The sequence below is a fragment of the Streptomyces sp. NPDC006384 genome (genome assembly GCF_042870695.1).
GTDB lineage: Bacteria > Actinomycetota > Actinomycetes > Streptomycetales > Streptomycetaceae > Streptomyces.
Genome location: NZ_JBIAHR010000023.1, coordinates 24,319 through 40,336 on the forward strand (window position 1 = coordinate 24,319; position 16,018 = coordinate 40,336).

At 73.0% G+C, this 16,018-nt stretch carries 16 protein-coding genes; 8 read left to right on the forward strand and 8 right to left on the reverse strand.

Annotation, left to right across the window (positions count from 1 at the left end):
* Positions 1-167: 167 nt before the first annotated feature.
* The 4 genes from ACFYOJ_RS27385 to ACFYOJ_RS27400 all read left to right on the forward strand — a co-directional run bounded on the left by ACFYOJ_RS27385 (position 168) and on the right by ACFYOJ_RS27400 (position 3,707).
* Entirely contained in the window at positions 168-896 is a 729-nt protein-coding gene (locus ACFYOJ_RS27385; RefSeq protein ID WP_356555936.1) for an SDR family oxidoreductase, read from the forward strand.
* A 194-nt stretch (positions 897-1,090) separates the two neighbouring features.
* Positions 1,091-2,179 carry a polyprenyl synthetase family protein gene (locus ACFYOJ_RS27390; RefSeq protein WP_356555934.1) on the forward strand — a complete coding sequence of 363 codons (1,089 nt, stop codon included), beginning with the start codon at positions 1,091-1,093 and terminating at the stop codon, positions 2,177-2,179.
* The gene (uppS, locus tag ACFYOJ_RS27395) at positions 2,176-2,865 is read left to right on the forward strand and encodes a polyprenyl diphosphate synthase (protein ID WP_356555932.1); all 690 of its coding nucleotides are present in this window, start codon (positions 2,176-2,178) and stop codon (positions 2,863-2,865) included. The genes ACFYOJ_RS27390 and uppS overlap by 4 nt, the downstream gene beginning before the upstream one ends.
* Positions 2,862-3,707, forward strand: coding sequence for a hypothetical protein (locus ACFYOJ_RS27400; RefSeq protein WP_356555930.1), 846 nt, complete (start codon positions 2,862-2,864; stop codon positions 3,705-3,707). Before uppS ends, ACFYOJ_RS27400 begins: the two co-directional genes overlap by 4 nt.
* A 2-nt stretch (positions 3,708-3,709) precedes the next feature.
* Here the strand turns inward: ACFYOJ_RS27400 and ACFYOJ_RS27405 are convergent, their stop codons facing one another.
* Positions 3,710-4,489 (reverse strand): isoprenyl transferase, encoded by a 780-nt coding sequence (locus ACFYOJ_RS27405; RefSeq protein ID WP_356555928.1) that lies wholly within the window; start codon positions 4,487-4,489, stop codon positions 3,710-3,712.
* Positions 4,490-4,569: 80 nt separating this feature from the next.
* Between ACFYOJ_RS27405 and ACFYOJ_RS27410 the strand changes: the two genes are divergently transcribed.
* The 4 genes from ACFYOJ_RS27410 to ACFYOJ_RS27425 all read left to right on the forward strand — a co-directional run bounded on the left by ACFYOJ_RS27410 (position 4,570) and on the right by ACFYOJ_RS27425 (position 7,183).
* Positions 4,570-5,265 (forward strand): hypothetical protein, encoded by a 696-nt coding sequence (locus ACFYOJ_RS27410; RefSeq protein ID WP_356555926.1) that lies wholly within the window; start codon positions 4,570-4,572, stop codon positions 5,263-5,265.
* Complete coding sequence (locus ACFYOJ_RS27415) at positions 5,262-5,855, forward strand: hypothetical protein (protein WP_356555924.1); 594 nt, start codon at positions 5,262-5,264, stop codon at positions 5,853-5,855. Before ACFYOJ_RS27410 ends, ACFYOJ_RS27415 begins: the two co-directional genes overlap by 4 nt.
* Entirely contained in the window at positions 5,852-6,526 is a 675-nt protein-coding gene (locus ACFYOJ_RS27420) for a hypothetical protein (protein ID WP_356555922.1), read from the forward strand. Before ACFYOJ_RS27415 ends, ACFYOJ_RS27420 begins: the two co-directional genes overlap by 4 nt.
* A 105-nt stretch (positions 6,527-6,631) precedes the next feature.
* Positions 6,632-7,183: an NUDIX hydrolase gene (locus ACFYOJ_RS27425; protein WP_356555920.1), complete on the forward strand. Its 552-nt coding sequence runs from the start codon at positions 6,632-6,634 to the stop codon at positions 7,181-7,183.
* Here ACFYOJ_RS27425 and ACFYOJ_RS27430 read toward each other — a convergent pair.
* Genes ACFYOJ_RS27430 through ACFYOJ_RS27460 form a run of 7 tightly spaced genes read right to left on the reverse strand, consistent with a single transcriptional unit; the run spans position 7,167 to position 15,946 of the window.
* Positions 7,167-8,513, reverse strand: a complete 1,347-nt coding sequence (locus tag ACFYOJ_RS27430) for a hypothetical protein (RefSeq protein ID WP_356555918.1) — start codon at positions 8,511-8,513, stop codon at positions 7,167-7,169. The genes ACFYOJ_RS27425 and ACFYOJ_RS27430 overlap by 17 nt on opposite strands.
* Before the next feature lie 13 nt (positions 8,514-8,526).
* Positions 8,527-9,372, reverse strand: a complete 846-nt coding sequence (locus tag ACFYOJ_RS27435; RefSeq protein ID WP_356555916.1) for an inositol monophosphatase family protein — start codon at positions 9,370-9,372, stop codon at positions 8,527-8,529.
* Positions 9,369-10,373, reverse strand: a complete 1,005-nt coding sequence (locus tag ACFYOJ_RS27440; protein ID WP_356555915.1) for a BadF/BadG/BcrA/BcrD ATPase family protein — start codon at positions 10,371-10,373, stop codon at positions 9,369-9,371. Before ACFYOJ_RS27440 ends, ACFYOJ_RS27435 begins: the two co-directional genes overlap by 4 nt.
* A complete protein-coding gene (locus ACFYOJ_RS27445; RefSeq protein ID WP_356555913.1) occupies positions 10,370-11,506 on the reverse strand; it encodes a 3-dehydroquinate synthase family protein in 1,137 nt (378 codons plus the stop codon). The genes ACFYOJ_RS27440 and ACFYOJ_RS27445 overlap by 4 nt, the downstream gene beginning before the upstream one ends.
* Positions 11,503-13,386: a thiamine pyrophosphate-dependent enzyme gene (locus ACFYOJ_RS27450; RefSeq protein WP_356555912.1), complete on the reverse strand. Its 1,884-nt coding sequence runs from the start codon at positions 13,384-13,386 to the stop codon at positions 11,503-11,505. The genes ACFYOJ_RS27445 and ACFYOJ_RS27450 overlap by 4 nt, the downstream gene beginning before the upstream one ends.
* Complete coding sequence (locus ACFYOJ_RS27455) at positions 13,386-14,942, reverse strand: AMP-binding protein (RefSeq protein WP_356555910.1); 1,557 nt, start codon at positions 14,940-14,942, stop codon at positions 13,386-13,388. The genes ACFYOJ_RS27450 and ACFYOJ_RS27455 overlap by 1 nt, the downstream gene beginning before the upstream one ends.
* Positions 14,939-15,946: an NDP-sugar synthase gene (locus ACFYOJ_RS27460; protein ID WP_356555909.1), complete on the reverse strand. Its 1,008-nt coding sequence runs from the start codon at positions 15,944-15,946 to the stop codon at positions 14,939-14,941. The genes ACFYOJ_RS27455 and ACFYOJ_RS27460 overlap by 4 nt, the downstream gene beginning before the upstream one ends.
* Positions 15,947-16,018 lie beyond the last annotated feature (72 nt).

The following is a 16,018-nucleotide window of genomic DNA, read 5'->3' on the forward strand; positions in this document are numbered from 1 at the left end:
CCCTCGGTCCTGGCTTGTGCGTCCGTTGCCTGTTCCGAGGAAGCTGTTTGGGCTCCGTCGTGTTGTGATGCGACGGTGTTACGGCGCAGGCGCAACACCGTTCGATACAGAAGGGACCCGTGGCCAGACCGTAGGGTGCGGCTCTGCGAGTCGGAGGAGGGGAGCAGGTGAGCTGTTTGGCGGGCGTATCCGTCCTGGTCACCGGTGCCACGAGCGGGATCGGACGGGCTACGGCGCTTGAGTTGTCCGCACTCGGTGCCAAGGTTGCCTTGATGGCGAGGAGCAAGACAGCCCTGCAGATCACCGGCCTTGCAGTGGCTGAGAGAGGGGGCACCGCCATCGAGCTCGTCGGAGACGTCACCGACCCGGCCTCCGCCCGGGACGCGGTGAAGCGCGCCGCTGCCGAGTTCGGCAGCCTGGACATCCTGGTGAATTCGGCCGGCACCGCTTCCCTGGGCCCGTTCACCGACGGCGCCGCCCAACAGTGGCAGGCCATGGTTGAGACGAACCTGCTCGGCGCCCTCTACACCGCTGGAGCCGCCGTCGAACACCTCAAAGCGGCTGCTGCCGGGCCGCGCCGGACCGCGGACCTGATCACAATCGGGTCCGTCGCGAGGCACGCGGCCAAGGCGGGAACGGGGGTGTACGCGGCCACGAAGAGCGCCGTCGCCTCCTGGAGCGAGGGACTGCGGCAGGAACTGGAACCGCACGGAGTGAGGGTGGCGGTCATCGAGCCCGGTCTCGTCGACACCGCACTGACCGCCGGCCTGCCGCGCGGGGACCGTGCCACGCTCACCGCGGAGGATGTCGCCGACGCGATCGCCTACATGGTCACCCGGCCCCCGCACCTCGCCGTCACGCAGGCAGTTCTCCGGCCGATGGGCACACGCCGCTGAGCCTGCCGGGCCCGCCTCCCGGCTGTTGCGCGACAACCGCGACACCGCCGCCTCTACCGGCGCAACACCTGACCGGGATGCACTGGCCGTGGCCGCAGGGCGCATATGCCTGCACGGCCACTTTCCGTCCTGATCAGCGGTTCCACCACGTACGGAATCGCCGGCTGGTGTGCACAGAAGGGCTCTTCCCGCGCATGAACGCCACTGTGGTCACCCACGAGATGGGGCGCCGCATCTCCGCTCACCGCGACCGGTTCCAGGCTCTGTTCGAGGCCTACTTCCACTCGCTGCGCGACAGCTGGGATGTGCCGCAGCTCAGCCGTTTCGCTCCCGATGCCTTGGACCGCGTCGAGGAGCTGGCGCTGCGCGGAGGCAAACGGCAGCGCGTCGCCTTCGCGTACGAGGCAATGAATCTGGTGCCCGGCACGGGTCGTCAGGAAGCGGTCGACACGGCCGCGCTGAGCATCGAGCTGCTCCAGGTCCACCTCCTCATCCACGACGACATCATCGACGACGCGCCCACGCGCCGCGGTGGCCCGTCCACGTACTACGCCTACCGCAACGCGATCCCGGACCGGCCCCAGCACGCTCTCGGGCTCGCTCTGCTCGCGGGCGATCTCGCCCTGGCGCTGTCCTTGCAGGTGATCGCCGACGCCGCTCTCCCCGCGCGGATGACCCAGTTGATGATGCAACTGCAGCTCAACGCGGCCACCTCCACGTTCCTCGGCCAGATTTTCGACCTCGAGCGGGACTTCCTCGGCGTTCCGGACGAGGACCTGCTGCATTCCGTCTGCGACTACAAGGCCGCCCGTTCCTCCGCGCTCGCCCCGCTCCAACTCGGCCTGCTCGCAGCGGAACAGGACCCCCGTGAGCACGAGGAGAGCCTGCGCCGTTACGCCTTTGCCTTTGGTGTCTCGGGACAGATGCGCGACGACTACCTGAGCCTGTTCGGCGACGAAGAAGTCACCGGAAAGCCGGCCACCGCCGACGTCCGCGACGGCCGGGTCACCTACCCGATCCGCATGGTGCTGCTGACCGCCTCGCCCAGCGAACGGACGGTGCTGCAGTCGGTCCTGGGCCGGCCGGACGCCTCGGAGGCGGACGTGGACAACGTCCGGCAGATCATCCGCGACCACCGCGTCGACCAGGCGCTGCTGACCGCCATGCGCCACCACGCCGACCTCGCCAGCCGGGAAGCGGCCACATGGGCCGACTGGGCCGAGGCCGAAGCCGTGGCGTTCTTCCGGGACGTCCCCGTCTGGGGCATCGAGCGGCTGCTGTGAGTACCGTCCCGAGCCACGTCGGCATCGTCCTCGACGGCAACCGGCGCTGGGCACAGCGGCACAGGCTGTCGCCCTCCGACGGTCACCGCATCGGCTTCGGCAAGATCCCGCAGGTCCTGTCCTGGTGCGAGGAGGCGGGCATCTCCTTCGTGACCCTGTGGATGCTCTCCACCGACAACCTGCGCCGTGACAGGGCGGAGGTGGACGCCCTGATGGAGATCATCACGGCCGCGACCCTCCAGCTGGCGTGGTCGCAGCGATGGCGCATCCATCATCTGGGTGACGCCGCCCTCCTTCCCTCCCGTGTCGCGGCCGCCGTGCGACACGCTGAGACGACCACTGCCGAGGTGTCGAACAGGCTGACCGTGAACCTGGCCATCGCCTACGGAGGCCGCAGCGAGATCACCGGCGGCATCCGCCGGCTGCTCGCCGACTGGGCCGGCGAGGGGATCTCGCCGGGAGAGGCGGCCAAACGGATCACACCAGAAGACCTCCATCAGCTCATCAGCCGCGGCCAGCCGGACCCCGAGCTTCTCATCCGGACCTCCGGTGAACGACGCGGCAGCGGATTCCTGCTCTGGACGGCCGCCGACGCGCGGCTGTGGTTCACCCGCACCCACTGGCCGGACTTCAGCCGGGACGACCTGGCCCGGGCCCTGGCCGAACACCGGAAGGCATACCGATGACCCCTGGATCCTCCATCTCGTTCCTGGGCGTGGACGGCTCGGGCAAGTCCACCATCGCGCGGGCCCTGCACGAGGAACTGGCAGCGGCCGGCAGGAAGGTGTGCATCCTGTCGCGACGCGACTACCTGCGCGGACAGCCCCAAGGGCACGCTGGCGATGTCAACCGGGCGTTCTACGACGCGGGGCTGCGCGCGCTGTACTCCTTCGCCCGCACCGACGAGGGACAGGCGCTCGGGGAGCTGCTCCCCGGCCCGTCGGGAGACCTCCGCGACAGCGCCTTGGAGCGGACGCTGAACGCGGCTCGGATCAGTGCTAACGACCCGCAGGCCATCACCGCCGCCGCCCTGAGCGAGATCGCCGGCAGCCTCGTCTACTACACCAGCGTCGTCCGGCCGGAGCTGGACCGGGGCACCGCGGTGATCGAGGAGACCCATCCGCTGAAGATGGTCACCAAGCTGTGCCTGCTCGCCTCCCAGATCGCGTCCGACGAACGCCACGGGCGCGCCGCCGTCACCGCGCTCCGGTCGGCCACCATGGTCCTCGCCCCCGACCCCTTCCGGGATGTGCCGGTCCTCGTGCGGTGCGACCCGCAGCGCGCGTACGACCGGCTCATCGCCGCGCGCGGCGGCCTGGGCGTGCTGGAGCACCATGGGCTGGCCGGCCGCGGCACCGGCCGGGAGGCGTACCTGGACCTGATGGTCCGGGTCCAGGAGGCTTTCGAGGACGTCGCCCAGAGCTGGCGGTGCGTCGTGGTCGACAGCGACGACGAGGACCGGGACCGCTCAGTGAAGCGAGCGGTCGAGACGATCCTCGCCGACCCGCGCACCGCGCATCTGGCCTGATGTCAACGGCCGTAGCGGCGCTCGCGGGCCGCATACGACCGCAGGGCGCGCAGCAGGTCGATCTGCCGGAACGCCGGCCACAGCACCTCGACGAAGTGGACCTCGGCGTAGGCGGACTGCCACAGCAGGAAGCCGGACAGCCGCTGCTCACCGGAGGTGCGGATGATGAAGTCGGTCGTGTCACGCCCGGCCGAAGAGTACAGGTGCTCGGAGATGTGCTCGATGTCGAACTTCTCCACCAGCTCCATCGGATCGCCGCCCGCGGACGTGTGCTTCTCGAACGCGGCCTTGACCGCGTCCACGATCTCGCGGCGGCCGCCGTAGCCGACGGCGACGTCGACGCGCATCCCGCCCCGGCCGGCGGTCCGCGCGGCGGCGGCCTTCAGCTTCTGCGCGCAGTCCCCGGGCAGCAGGTCCAGGGCCCCGATGATCTCGATCTCCCACGGGCCCGGCGTGGCGCAGACCTTCTGCACCGTCTCCTCGATGACCTCCAGCAGCGGATCGAGCTGCTCGGCGGGCCGGTTGAGGTTGTCGTCGGAGAGCATCCACAGGGTCACGTGCTCAAGGTCGGCCTCGACGCACCAGCGCAGGAAGTCGATGACCTTGGCGCCGCCCACGCGGTAGCCCTCACGCGGGTCGGAGTGCCCCCGCCCACGGGCCCAGCGGCGGTTGCCGTCGAGCATGATCCCGACGTGCGCGGGCCGGGGCGCACCCCTCAGCTTGCCAGCCAGACGCCTGACGTACACCTTCTCCAACGCCGACCGGACGGCCTTGAGCGTCACGCCGCTCCCCTTCGCTGTTCACCCGCGCTGCCAGATCAGCGTCACCGTATCGCCATCCTCACCGGCCCGAAGCAGGTTCGATGCTGACATCCACAATTCTCGCCACCGCGCTCGACGCGATCGACTGGAACCGGCCGCGTGCCTGCGCGAAAGCCAGCGGGGAGGTCCTGGCCGCCCTGGCCGGGGACCGGGAGATGCTGACCGCTCTGGTGTGCTCCCTCATCCACGACGCCGACCGGCGGCAAAGGTGCGAGACCAACCCGCTGGTCGACCGGCTCGTCCTGGCCGAAGACACCACTGGGCAGGACCGGTGGCAGCTGCGCCTGCACGCGTTCCCTATGGGTGAGCTGGAACTGATCCCGCACGACCACAAGTACCCCTTCACCGTCCACGTCCTGCACGGCGGCTACCTCCACACATGGAACCGGCGCACCGGCCAGACCCAGACAGGGCCATTCACCTCGGCCGATCTCACCGCCGGCACCGTCACCGTCGAGGGACCGGGCAGCGGATACCTCCTCTTTCACTCCCTGGTCCACCAGACCGCCGTCCTCCCCGGCTCGGTCACCCTCTTCCTGCGCGGACCGGCTCGCCAGAACCGCTGGCACTCCGCATCAGACCTGCACGACCCGCACCACGACGACCACGGACGCCAGATCCGCGACGACACCCGCTACCGGCGCTCCGCCCCCATGTCCCCCGCCCGGCTCCAGGCCCGCGTCGCGGATCTGACACGCCTCGGCATCATCACCACAGAAAGGCCCGCCCGCCCGTGACCCGACTTGCCCTGCTTGCGCCCGTCACCGCGCTGCTCGACCAGAGCAGCGCTCCCTGCGACGTCCCGGACAGCCCCGACATCCTCCACGGCGGATGGCTGCCGTACGCGGCCCGCGAGGCCCTCACCCTGATCACCGGCGCCGCCCCCGCCAACGCCGCGGGCTCGTTCACCGGCAACGGTCACACCCACCTCCTCCTGCACCACGAGGACGACGTGGCCGTCTACCTCCGGGCCCACGCCGACGGCACGACCGCTCCCGCCGAGGCGACCGAGAAGACCGTCACCCTCACCCTGGCCGGCACCCACTACCTGGAGTGCTTCCGCCATCGAGGCGACGCCGAGGCCGATCACCCCTGGTATCTGCGCACTTTCCAGCCCGAGAGCATCTACGCCTGCCACCCGGGGACCCTGCGTACGACGCAGACCAGCCCGGAAGGCGTCCAGCTCGTCGTCGCCCGCGCCCCTCTGGCGCCGGAAGGGCCGTCTCTCGACGCCGATGCCTACCGGCGCATGCTCACGGCCGCCATGTCCCTGATCGCGCCCGCGCTCACCGGGGGCCAGGCGGCCACGGAGGTGAGCGCCGGATGAGGACCGCCGTCCCGAACTGGCTCGACGACCTGCCGGCCGTCGACGACACGGACCTGCGGGCCAGCCACCGCGTCCGCAGCGAGATCCTCGAACGCCTCGCCGCCGACCAGCATCTGCTGACCCGCCTCGTCCACGAGATCGAGCACGACCCGCACCGCCTGGCCGAGAGCGAAGTCCACCCGCTGATCAACCGGCTCGTCCTCTACCAGGACGACGCCCGCGGGCTGCAGATCCGCCTCCACATGTCGCCCGGCACCCGCGAGCTGGTGCCGCACGACCACAAGTACTCCTTCACGGTGAAGATCCTCAAAGGCGCCTACATCCACGTGTGGCGGCGCCGCACCAGCACCGGCGAAGGCGAGTTCACCGCCGCCGACATCGAACCGGGCGTCATCACCATCGAGCGCCCCGGCTCCGCGTACACCCTCGGGCACCCGATGATCCACCAGACGGTCATGCTGCCCGGGACGGTCACCCTGTTCATCCGGGGGTCACGTGCCAAGGACCGGTCCCATGCCGCGCTGGACATGCTGCCCGCCGCCGACGACTGGCCGGAGGCCTCGCAGGCGGGCAAGCCCAAGCACGCCCGCGGGCAGCGCCCGGTCACGATGGACGAGTACCGCGCCATGCGGCAGCAGCTCATCGACCAGGGCGTCATCACGGCCGCCTGAACCCGGGCGCAGTCCAGGACGGGGGTGTTGCGGACCCTGCGCAACACCCCCGCCCCTTCTTCTCCACCAACAGGGTGACTCTTCGAGCCGAATAGGATACGTACCGTGACTGATCGAGATGCACTGGAATGGGCCCTGGTCGGTGAACGACCGGAGCCGGCCGGCTTCCTGAAGGTCGGATGCCGCACCTACCGCTACCCCGACGGCCGCGAGGGCGACTGGGACATCCTCAACGGCCCGCGGACGGTGGCGCTGGTGGCGCTCACGGACGACGGCCGCGGAGTGCTGGTGCGCCAGTTCCGCCCCGGCCCGGGCAAGGTCCTCAAGGAACTGCCCGGCGGCCTGGTCGGGCCGGACGAGCCCGTCGAGGACGCCGCGGCCCGCGAGCTGCTGGAAGAGACCGGCTTTGAGGCCCGGTCGCTCACCGTCGTCATGCAGACCTACCTGGCCTCGTACGCGACCCACGTCCGCTACGCGGTCCTCGCACAGGGCTGCCGCAAGGTCGCCGAGCCCCGGCCCGACGGCGACGAGTTCGTGGAGCCGATCACGGTGCCGCTGGAGGAGTACGTGGCCCATGTCCTGGGCGGTCAGCTGACTGACGCGGACATGGGCCTGGCCGGGCTGGTGGCCGCCGGCCTGCTCAAGCAGACAGTTTGAACGCCGGCCCGCCGAGCGTGCGGGTGAGCAGCTCGGCCGTCTCGGCGGGGGCTTCGATGTAGAGACGGGTGCCCGGTTCGGTGCCGGAGGCGCGCACGGCGATGTGGCCGTGCGCGCCGTCGTCGTAGTGGGCGACCTCACCGGCTATGTCGGCGCGCCAGGTGGGCAGCAGCCCGGGAAGAGCACACAGCACGTCGGTCAGCGGGGCGGGCGTGGTGTGGACGAGCTGGGTGTGCGGGTGGGCCCGGCGGACGTCCTGGATCGCGTCGTCCAGGTCCTCCAGGGAAGCGAAGGTGCGCAGGAGGGTGGCCAGGGCGGCGAGGGCGTCCCGCTCGAAGTAGCCGTCCGGGCCGGTGACGTGGACGAGCGCCCCGTTCGGCTCCAGCGCCAGCGCCGGGACGGGCCGGTCGCGCCATGCCGCCACGAGGTGCTTGAAGCCGACGCTGGTCTCGGTGACCTTCAGGCCGGGCTGCGCCCGCCTCGCGGCACGCAGGGCCATACGGGGGGCGACGTGGGTGGTGATCAGCCGTTGCACCGGCAGTCCCGCGTACAGCAGCGCGGCGGCCTGTTCGGCGCTGGGGATGTAGCCGGAGCGGTGGGTGAACAGCACGAGCCGGTCCCCGTCGCCGTCGGTCATCGCCAGCAGGGCCCGCTCGCGGTGGGCGAGTTGGTCCAGGAGGGCGCGGCCGGTGTGTTCGGCGTAGACGCGGGGGACGGGATCGGGGCTCTGCCCGGCGAAGAACGGCAGCGGACGGCCGCGCAGCACCCGGACGCCGGACAGGCGCCCCGCGAGAACGCCGACCGCGCCGTGGGCGGCATCGAGGAGGACATCACCGTCGAAGACGCCGACGGCCGTGCTGAGCGGGCCGCCGACGGCGCCGACGTAGGGGCTGAGGACATCGGCGCGCTGGTGCTGGCGCACCTCCAGCAGGCCCGGGTCGAGGGCGGCGCCTGCCGGGGGCTGGGGCCAGGGGATGCCGTGCCCGGAGCGGTCGCGGACCTTGATGCCGATGTATCCGGGCGGGTTGTGGCTGGCGGTGACGACAACGGCCGCGGTCAGGTCGGACCGGCGGTGCACGAGGCTTCCGAACGCGGGCGTGGGCCCGGGTGCCGAAGCGAGGCAGGCCGTCAGCCCGTGGTGGGCGAGCAGGTCGGCGGCGAGGTGCGCGACTTCGCGGGCACCGGCCCGGGCGTCGTACCCGACCAGGACGTGCTCGCCCAGGACGCCCTGGGCGGCGCAGTGGTCGAGGGCGGCCAGGAGCTGCGGCTCGGCCCAGTCCGGGCCGGGACGGCCGCGCCAGCCGTCGGTGGTGGTGGCGAGGGAACGCATCGAAGGAGTCCTTCTACAGGTGAGGAGCGGCCGATGGGCGCAGCAGCGCCGGCAGGTCCGCGTCGGGCGGTGGGAGAAGGGCGAGCCAGCCGTCGAGCCGGGCGGGCCGGGTGCGGGCCAGGTCGTGACCGGTGGTGTCGTGAACGGTTCCGCCGGCCGCGGCGACGGCGAGGGCGGCGGCCGGGTAGTCCCACGGCGCGGCGCCGCTGCCGGGTCGGGGCAGGTAGGCGGCGGCCGGTGCGCGGCCGAGAGCGACGAAGGTGATCTTCACGCTGGCGGTGGCGGCCGGGCGCACGGACCAGCCGGTGCCGGACAACCGGTCCTGGACGGTGTCCGCGTGGCCGGGGCTGGTCAGGACGGTGCGGGGGCCGTGGTGGGGCAGCCGGGTCACGTCGCCGGTGACGCGGAGGTGGCCGGGTGCCGCGCTAACCCGGATGTCGTGGGCGGGCAGGTCGATGACCCCTTCGGCCGGGATGCCGCCGCGGACCAGGCAGATGGCGATCGCGTAGTCGCTGCTGCCGGCGAGGAACGGCGCGGTGCCGTCCAGCGGATCCACGAGCAGGCACTCGTTGGGCAGCTGGGGGATCTCGGCCTGGCCCTCCTCGGCGATCACCGGGATTCCGGGGAACGCGCGGCCGAGCTCGGTGGTGAGGCGGTCTTGCAGGATGAGGTCGAGATCGGTGACGACTTCGCGGCCGCCGTGGACACTCGCCTTGTCCCGCGCGGGGGCCGGGGCCGCGCGGAAGCGGGCGATGTCCCGGCGGCAGGTGTTCAGGGCCGAACGCAGCGCGCGCCCGAGCTCCAGGTCCGCGCCCGCCCCCGGCCCCGGCTCGGGGCGGTCCGCGCGCGGTGCGATCACGGCCGGCTCTCCGGGATGGGTTCGGCGTGCACGGGCATGGCCCGGCCCAGGGCCGTGATCGCCGCCGGGTCCCGCCACAGGCCGAGCAGGTGCACCAGGCCGGGCCCCGGGCCCGCGGCCACCCGGGGCACGACCCTGTCCCCGAGGCGCGCGTGGGCCCGGCTGAGGAACCGCTCGCGCAGGACGTCGGAGTGGAGCAGGGAACCGGACAGAACGAGCGCGGGCGGCGCCGCAATGGCTATCCCGACGGCTCGGCAGACCGCCTCGACCCCTTCGACCAGCTCCCGGGCAGCGTCATCGAGGAGCCCGGACGCCACCCGATCGCCGGCGCGGGCCGTCTCGAGTACGAACGGTGCGAACGAGGCGACGTACGGCTTGCGGGCGACGTCACCGTGTACGGCGTGGAAGAGCCTCTCGCCGAGTGCGATGCCCGCGTCGGGGCTCGGCGGGCACCATGCGCGGGCGGCGTCGACGAGCGCGGTGGCGGGGCCGCGGCCGTCCTGGGCCCGGACGACGGCCCGCAGCGCGCGGGCCGCCAGGTCGTGACCGCCGCCTTCGTCGGACAGCAGCCACTCCAGCCCGGAGGCGCGCGCCCAGCGGTCGCCGTTGCGGGCGGCGAACCCGGTGCCCGTGCCGCAGATCACCACGCACAGCGGGCCGTCGTCGAGCAGCAGCGGCACGATGTCGTTGGTGACCAGCACCGGCACGGGCGGGTGGCCGGCGGTTGCCAGCGCCCGCCGGATCAGGTCGGCGAACTCGCCGGCGCAGGCGCGGGTGGAAGCGGCGCCGTGGGCGGCGACGACTCCCCGCAGCGGTCCGCCGGCCGGGAGGGCGCGGACCAGCCCGGCCAGGGTGTCGTGTGCCTGGGTATGGCCCACGGAGCGGGGGCTGGTCGAGGGCCCCTCCCGCTCGGCGAGGACGGCGGTGAAGGTGGCCCGGGCGGCCCAGGTGCGGCTCCCGCCGCCCTCGATCAGCAGCCAGTACGGATCGGGGTCGCTCACGGGCGGGCCGCCAGTTCGGACACGGCCTTGTCGTAGGCGGCGCGGTCGATGTCGTCGGTCACGGTGCAGTGGCCGGGTGTGCGGGGCAGGACGAGGTGGAGCGGTCCTCCGCGCACCCGGCGGACCGTGTCCATTGCCTCCCAGGTGCGCTCCCGCATCGCCTCGGGCAGGACGGCGGGAAGCCGGCAGGCGTCGAGCAGGCCAAGGATGCGGTCCCGTTCGTCCAAGCTGGCGATGCCGGTCAGGTGGGCGTGTGCGGCCGCGACCGCCATGCCGACGGCGACGGCTTCGCCGTGCAGGACCCGGTAGCCGGTGGCGGCCTCGTAGGGGTGCCCGATGCAGTGGCCGAGGTTCAGCAGCCGCCGCAAGTCGCCCTGCTCAAAAGGGTCGTCGGCCAGGAGGCGGAGCTTGGCGGCGACGGCGGCCCGGACGATCCCGGTCAGCGCCTGGCCTGCCGGCAGCCGGTCGGGGTGCTGCTCCAGGGCATGGAACAGGTCGTCCGTGTCGTCGATGAGCGCCACCTTGATGACCTCGGCCAGGCCGTTGCGGACGTGCCGCTCGGACAGCGTGCCGGTCAGCAGCGGGTCGACGAAGACGGCCGCGGGGTGGTGGAAGGCCCCCAGGAGGTTCTTCGCGCCGTCGTCGTCGAGTCCGCCCTTCCCGCCGATCGCCGCGTCGACCTGGGCGAGGACCGTGGTGGGCAGCAGAGCGTAGGGGATGCCGCGCATGTACCCGGCGGCGGCGGTGGTGGCCAGGTCGCACACCATGCCGCCGCCCACCGCCAGCAGCAGGGTGCGCCGGGAGGCACGGTGGCGGTGCAGGGCCCCGACCAGGGCGCGCAGCCCGCGCGGGGACTTGCTCGCCTCGCCGGCCGGGACCGGCACCACCTGGAAGGGCCGGCCGGTGGCCAGGACGGCGGCGGTGACGGCGCCGAGGTGGTGCTCGGCTGCGCCGGTGTCGACGGCGATCACCACGTCGGGGCTGCCGAGCCGGTCCAGGACGTCGGTGAGGAGGCCGGTCAGTCGGGTGAGCAGACCTTCGTCCACGTGGACGGCGTAGCTGTCGATCCGGTGCGCCCTGACCAGGATCGGGCCCTGGTCGAGGAAGGACAGACCGAGGTGAGAGGAGGTCACGCCAGCTCCTTGAGGATGCGGTCGACGAGCGCGTCCGTGGTCAGGCCGGCCGCCTCGTACAGGGCGTCCTGCGGCCAGCCGGCGATGCCGTAGGTGTCGACGCCGATGGCCAGTCCGTCGTCGCCCAGCAGAGAGCCGAGGACGCTGCTGGGTGCGTTGTGGATGCTGACGGCCCGCACCCCGGGCGGCAGGAACCGGGCGCGCTCGTCGACCGCGAGGCGGGAGAAGCGGCTGGGGCTGAAGACCTCGACCACCCGGACGGCGTGGCCGCGGGCGTGCAGCTGCTCGGCGCTGTGCAGGGCTCGCTCGCGCAGCGCCCCGGCGGTCACCAGGACGAGGTCGGGGTCGGCGGCGTCGGTGAGCGTCCAGGCACCGGTGCTGGTCGGGCGGGCGGCGAGTTCGGTGAGGCTGTGGCGGACGGGCACGGCTTCGTGCGGCAGGCGCAGGTAGGCGGGGCGGCCGGAGGCGAGGGCCTCGGCCGCCAGGACCTTGGCCGTGTTGATGTCGGCGGCCTCGAACAGCTCCAGCCCGGGGATGGCGGCGAGCGCCGTCAGACAGCCGTCGGACTGCACCATGGGGCCGAGCGGGTCGCCGAGGCCTCCGGAGGTGCCCACCAGCACAACGGGCAGCTGGGGGAAGGCGATCGACTCGCGGATCTGGTCGAGCATCCGCCAGTAGAAGCCCTCCATGGAGAACAGCACCGGCCACAGTCCGGCGCTCGCCGCGCCGGCGGCCAGGGAGGCCGCGTCCTGCTCGGCGATGGCGCACTGCAGCACGTCCGCGCCGGGGGTGTCCCACGTCCAGGATCCGACCTGCTGCATCCGGTCGAGGAGGCCGGAGTTGCGGATGGCGTCGGGGGCCATCCACAGCAGGGGCAGCCCGGCGAGCTCCTGGGCGAGGTCCCCGCCGAGAGCCTTCTTCGCCACGACCTCGGCACCCTCGGGATGCCCCGTGAGCTGGACGAGGAGCTCGGCGCGGGAAGGCCGGACCGGCGCGGTGACGCCCCGGCGCGCGGGGGACGAGGCGCGGGCCCGGGCGGCGTGGGGGTGGTGGCGGTCGATGACGGCCAGGGCCGCCTCGATCAGCGCGCCGGCGTCCCAGTCGGGCAGGTACTGTTTCCCGACCTCGGCGGACAGGGTGTTGGAGCCCTCGACCTCGGCGGCCAGGCCCCGGCCCTTGACGGTGTTGAGGATCAGCGCGGTCGGCCGGTCCGTGCCGGCGCGCAACTCCTGGGCGATGGCGCCGATGTCGTGCCCGTCCACGTCCACCGCGCGCCAGCCGAACGCGGCGAACCTCTCGGCCCACTGCGCGCGGTCAAGAGTGATGACGCTGCCGGAGCCGTTCGCGTCGACGAGCGCCACCAGATTCTTCAGGCCGAGACGGGACGCGGTCATCGCCGCCTCCCACACCTGGCCCTCGGTGCACTCGCCGTCCCCGAGCACGACGAAGGTCCGGGTGCCCAGGCCGTCGCGCCGGTCGGCGAGCGCGGTACCGACCCCGAAGGACAGGCCCTGGCCGAGCGCGCCGGTGCTCATCTCCATGCCCGGCACGCTCCCGCGGACGGGCATGCGGGGCACCGGGTGCCCGACCTGCCCGAAGCCGGCCGCGTCCTGCCACGTCATGCCGGGCATCGCGCCGAGCGTCCACAGCGCGGCGTACCAGGGGGCGGCGGCGTGCCCCTTGGAGTAGATGAGCCGGTCGCGGACCTGGCCCGGCGAGGCGAGGGTGGTGGCTCCGGAGAAGTACAGGGCGGTGATCGCCTCGACTGCGGAGGAGGCGCCGCCCGGGTGCTTGTTGGCGGCGAAGACGAAGGCGCGCAGGCCCTGCGCGACGGTCGTCAGGTCCTGCAGGGCCGGCTGGGACTGGGGTGACGTAGGCATCAGGAGGTGTCCTTGGGGTGCCAGGCCGCGGGCGTGATGCCGCGCGGCGCGGAGGGTGGGGCAGGGGTGAGGCGGGAGCGGTCGAGCTTGCCGCTGGACGCGGTGCGCGGCAGCGCGTCCACGGCCAGCAGCCGGGAGGGGACGGCGGCCGCCGGAAGGCGATCGAGGAGGGCCGCGCGCAGGCCGCCCGGAATCCGGTCATGGCCGGGGGAGAGCACCAGATGCGCGGTCAGGCGCGGCGACGCCCCGTCGGTGCCGGGTTCGGCTGTGACGGCGGCCTGGTCGATGCCGGGCTGGGCTTCGAGGGCCGCTTCCACGCCGTGGAGGTGGAACCGGACGCCGTGGATCTTGATCTGGTCGTCGCTGCGGCCGTGGAAGCGGAGCAGGCCGTGCTCGTCGACGCTGCCGAGATCGCCGGTGCGGTAGGTGACCTCGCCGTCGGGGCCGAAGGTGAACCGGGCGGCCGTGAGGGCTTCTTCGCCGAAATAGCCGCTGGTGCCGTAGACGGTGCGGATGACGATTTCACCCACCGTGCCCGCGGGGGCGCGCACGCCGGGCGGGTCCTCGATCCACACTTCGCTGCCGGGGATCGGGCGGCCCAGCGGCTGGATACCGGGCACCGGGCGGTCGAGCGGGTGCCAGCAGCGGATGAGGGTCGTCTCGGTCGGCCCGTACTGGTTGACGATGACGCCCTGGTAATCGAGGTGGCCGCGCCACCGGCGGACGAGCGTGTCGGTCAGCGGCTCGCCGCTGAACAGCACAGCCCTCATCTGCGGCAGACGTATCCCCTCGGGCGCGAAGTGCAGCCAGGCGCGGGCGACGGTCGGCACCGTGTGCACCAGCGTCGCGCCGACATCGGCGAGCCAGCCCAGGACGTCGCCGGGCGGCAGGGGGCCCGGCGGGGGCAGGCACAGCCGGGCCCCGGACGTGAGCGGCAGGAGCACCTCCCTCAGGGACACATCGAAGCCTGCCCCGGCCAGGTGCGGGACCCGGTCGGCCGGCGTGACCCCCAGGGCGGCGGCGAGCCACGGCAGGAACGCGGCGAGGCTTCGGTGACGGCCCAGGATCGCCTTGGGCCTGCCGGTGCTGCCCGAGGTGAAGAACACGTACCCCGCCTCCTCCGGCCCTGGAGGCGGCACCGGGCCGAGGGCCGGGCGACAAGCGCGCCGTTCTCCCGTGACGGACAGCACCGGGATACCGGGGTGTGCGCGGGCGTAGACGTCCCCTGCGCGCAGGTCCCATGCGGCTCCGACCCGGGAGAGCATGCCGGTGCGGGCGGCCGGGGAAAGCGCGGGGTCGAGGGGGAGCAGGATGCAGCGGTTCGCCAGCACCGCCACCCACGCGGCGGCCAGGGGAAGACCCCGGTGCGCGGTGACCGCGACGACCTGCCCGGGGCGCACCCCGGCGGCCCGGAGTGCGCCGGCGACACCGGCCACGGCGTCCTCCAGCTCCCGGTACGTCCACCGGCGCTCCCCCTGTTCGACGGCCACGGCGTCCGGCGTGCGGGCGCACCAGGCCAGGACCTGAGCGGCGACGGAGGCAACCGGGCCCGTCATCGTTCAGCCGCCAGCCGCAGCAGCACGTCGCGCACCCGGCCCGGGTCGCCGACGATCTCCCCGGTGACCCGGGAGCCGGCGGCGACGCGGGCGCCCGGCAGTACGAGGGCACCGTCGACCTGGGCTCCCGCGCCGATGCGGGCGTGCGGGCCGATCACGGCCGGGCCCGTGAGACGGACGTCCGCGGCGACCTGGGCTCCTTCACCGATCAGGACCTGCTCGCCGACATCGGCACTCGGGTCGATGAGTGCTCCGGCGCCGGCAGTTGACGGCACCTCCAGCGGGGACGCCCCGACGGCGGCCTCCTGATTGCCGGTGAGGAGCTTGGCCGGTGTGCCGATGTCCCTCAGGTAGATCTCGCCCGCGTCGAACAGGCCCAGGAGCATCCCGGACGCCGGCAGGCCGGGCAGGGTCTGGCTGGAGAAGTCGGTGACGCCGTGCGCGGGTATCCGGTCGAGGACGTCCGGATCGACCATCCACGCTCCGGTCGATCCCAGCAGGCGGCCGGTGCCGCCCGGTTTGAACCGGTAGGCGGCGGCTGTGCCCGGCCGGGCGGAATCGGGCACGAGCACGTCCCCGGCCCACTGGGTCCCGTCCCGCGCGACGGCGGCCACGGTCACCGCGGCGCCGACCGCGTGGTGGTGGCCGACGAGCCGGGCGAGGTCGACCGAGGAGACGATGTCGGCGGGCACCACGAGCACCGGTTCGCCGCCGAAGAAGGCGGCCTGCTGGCGCAGGCATCCTCCGGTTCCCGCCGCGGCCGCCTCGGGCAGCCACCGCACCGGCGTGCCGGCGGGCGTGCTGGTGCCGATGATCCGCCGGTAGAGCGCCATGTCGGACACGGGAACGATCACCCCGGTCTCTTCGACGCCGGCGCGATCCAGGTGATCGAGCACCCAGGACAGGACCGGCCGGTTCGCCACCGGGGCCAGCGGTTTGGGCAGTGTCGGCGTGAGCGGCCGTAGGCGGCTGCCTTGCCCGCCGGCCAGTACGAGAGCTTTCATCGGTGCGTCCTTCCCCCAGCGCCCCCGGCACGGCGGCGTGCTCCAGGACAGGCGGCCCGCGTCCAGCGGACC

Coding starts and splice junctions, on each gene's coding strand:
- ACFYOJ_RS27460 (WP_356555909.1), bottom strand. CDS start 15,946: ATGAAAGCTCTCGTACTGGCCGGCGGGCAAGGCAGCCGCCTACGGCCG.
- ACFYOJ_RS27390 (WP_356555934.1), top strand. CDS start 1,091: ATGAACGCCACTGTGGTCACCCACGAGATGGGGCGCCGCATCTCCGCT.
- ACFYOJ_RS27430 (WP_356555918.1), bottom strand. CDS start 8,513: ATGCGTTCCCTCGCCACCACCACCGACGGCTGGCGCGGCCGTCCCGGC.
- ACFYOJ_RS27400 (WP_356555930.1), top strand. CDS start 2,862: ATGACCCCTGGATCCTCCATCTCGTTCCTGGGCGTGGACGGCTCGGGC.
- ACFYOJ_RS27450 (WP_356555912.1), bottom strand. CDS start 13,386: ATGCCTACGTCACCCCAGTCCCAGCCGGCCCTGCAGGACCTGACGACC.
- ACFYOJ_RS27420 (WP_356555922.1), top strand. CDS start 5,852: ATGAGGACCGCCGTCCCGAACTGGCTCGACGACCTGCCGGCCGTCGAC.
- ACFYOJ_RS27455 (WP_356555910.1), bottom strand. CDS start 14,942: ATGACGGGCCCGGTTGCCTCCGTCGCCGCTCAGGTCCTGGCCTGGTGC.
- ACFYOJ_RS27410 (WP_356555926.1), top strand. CDS start 4,570: ATGCTGACATCCACAATTCTCGCCACCGCGCTCGACGCGATCGACTGG.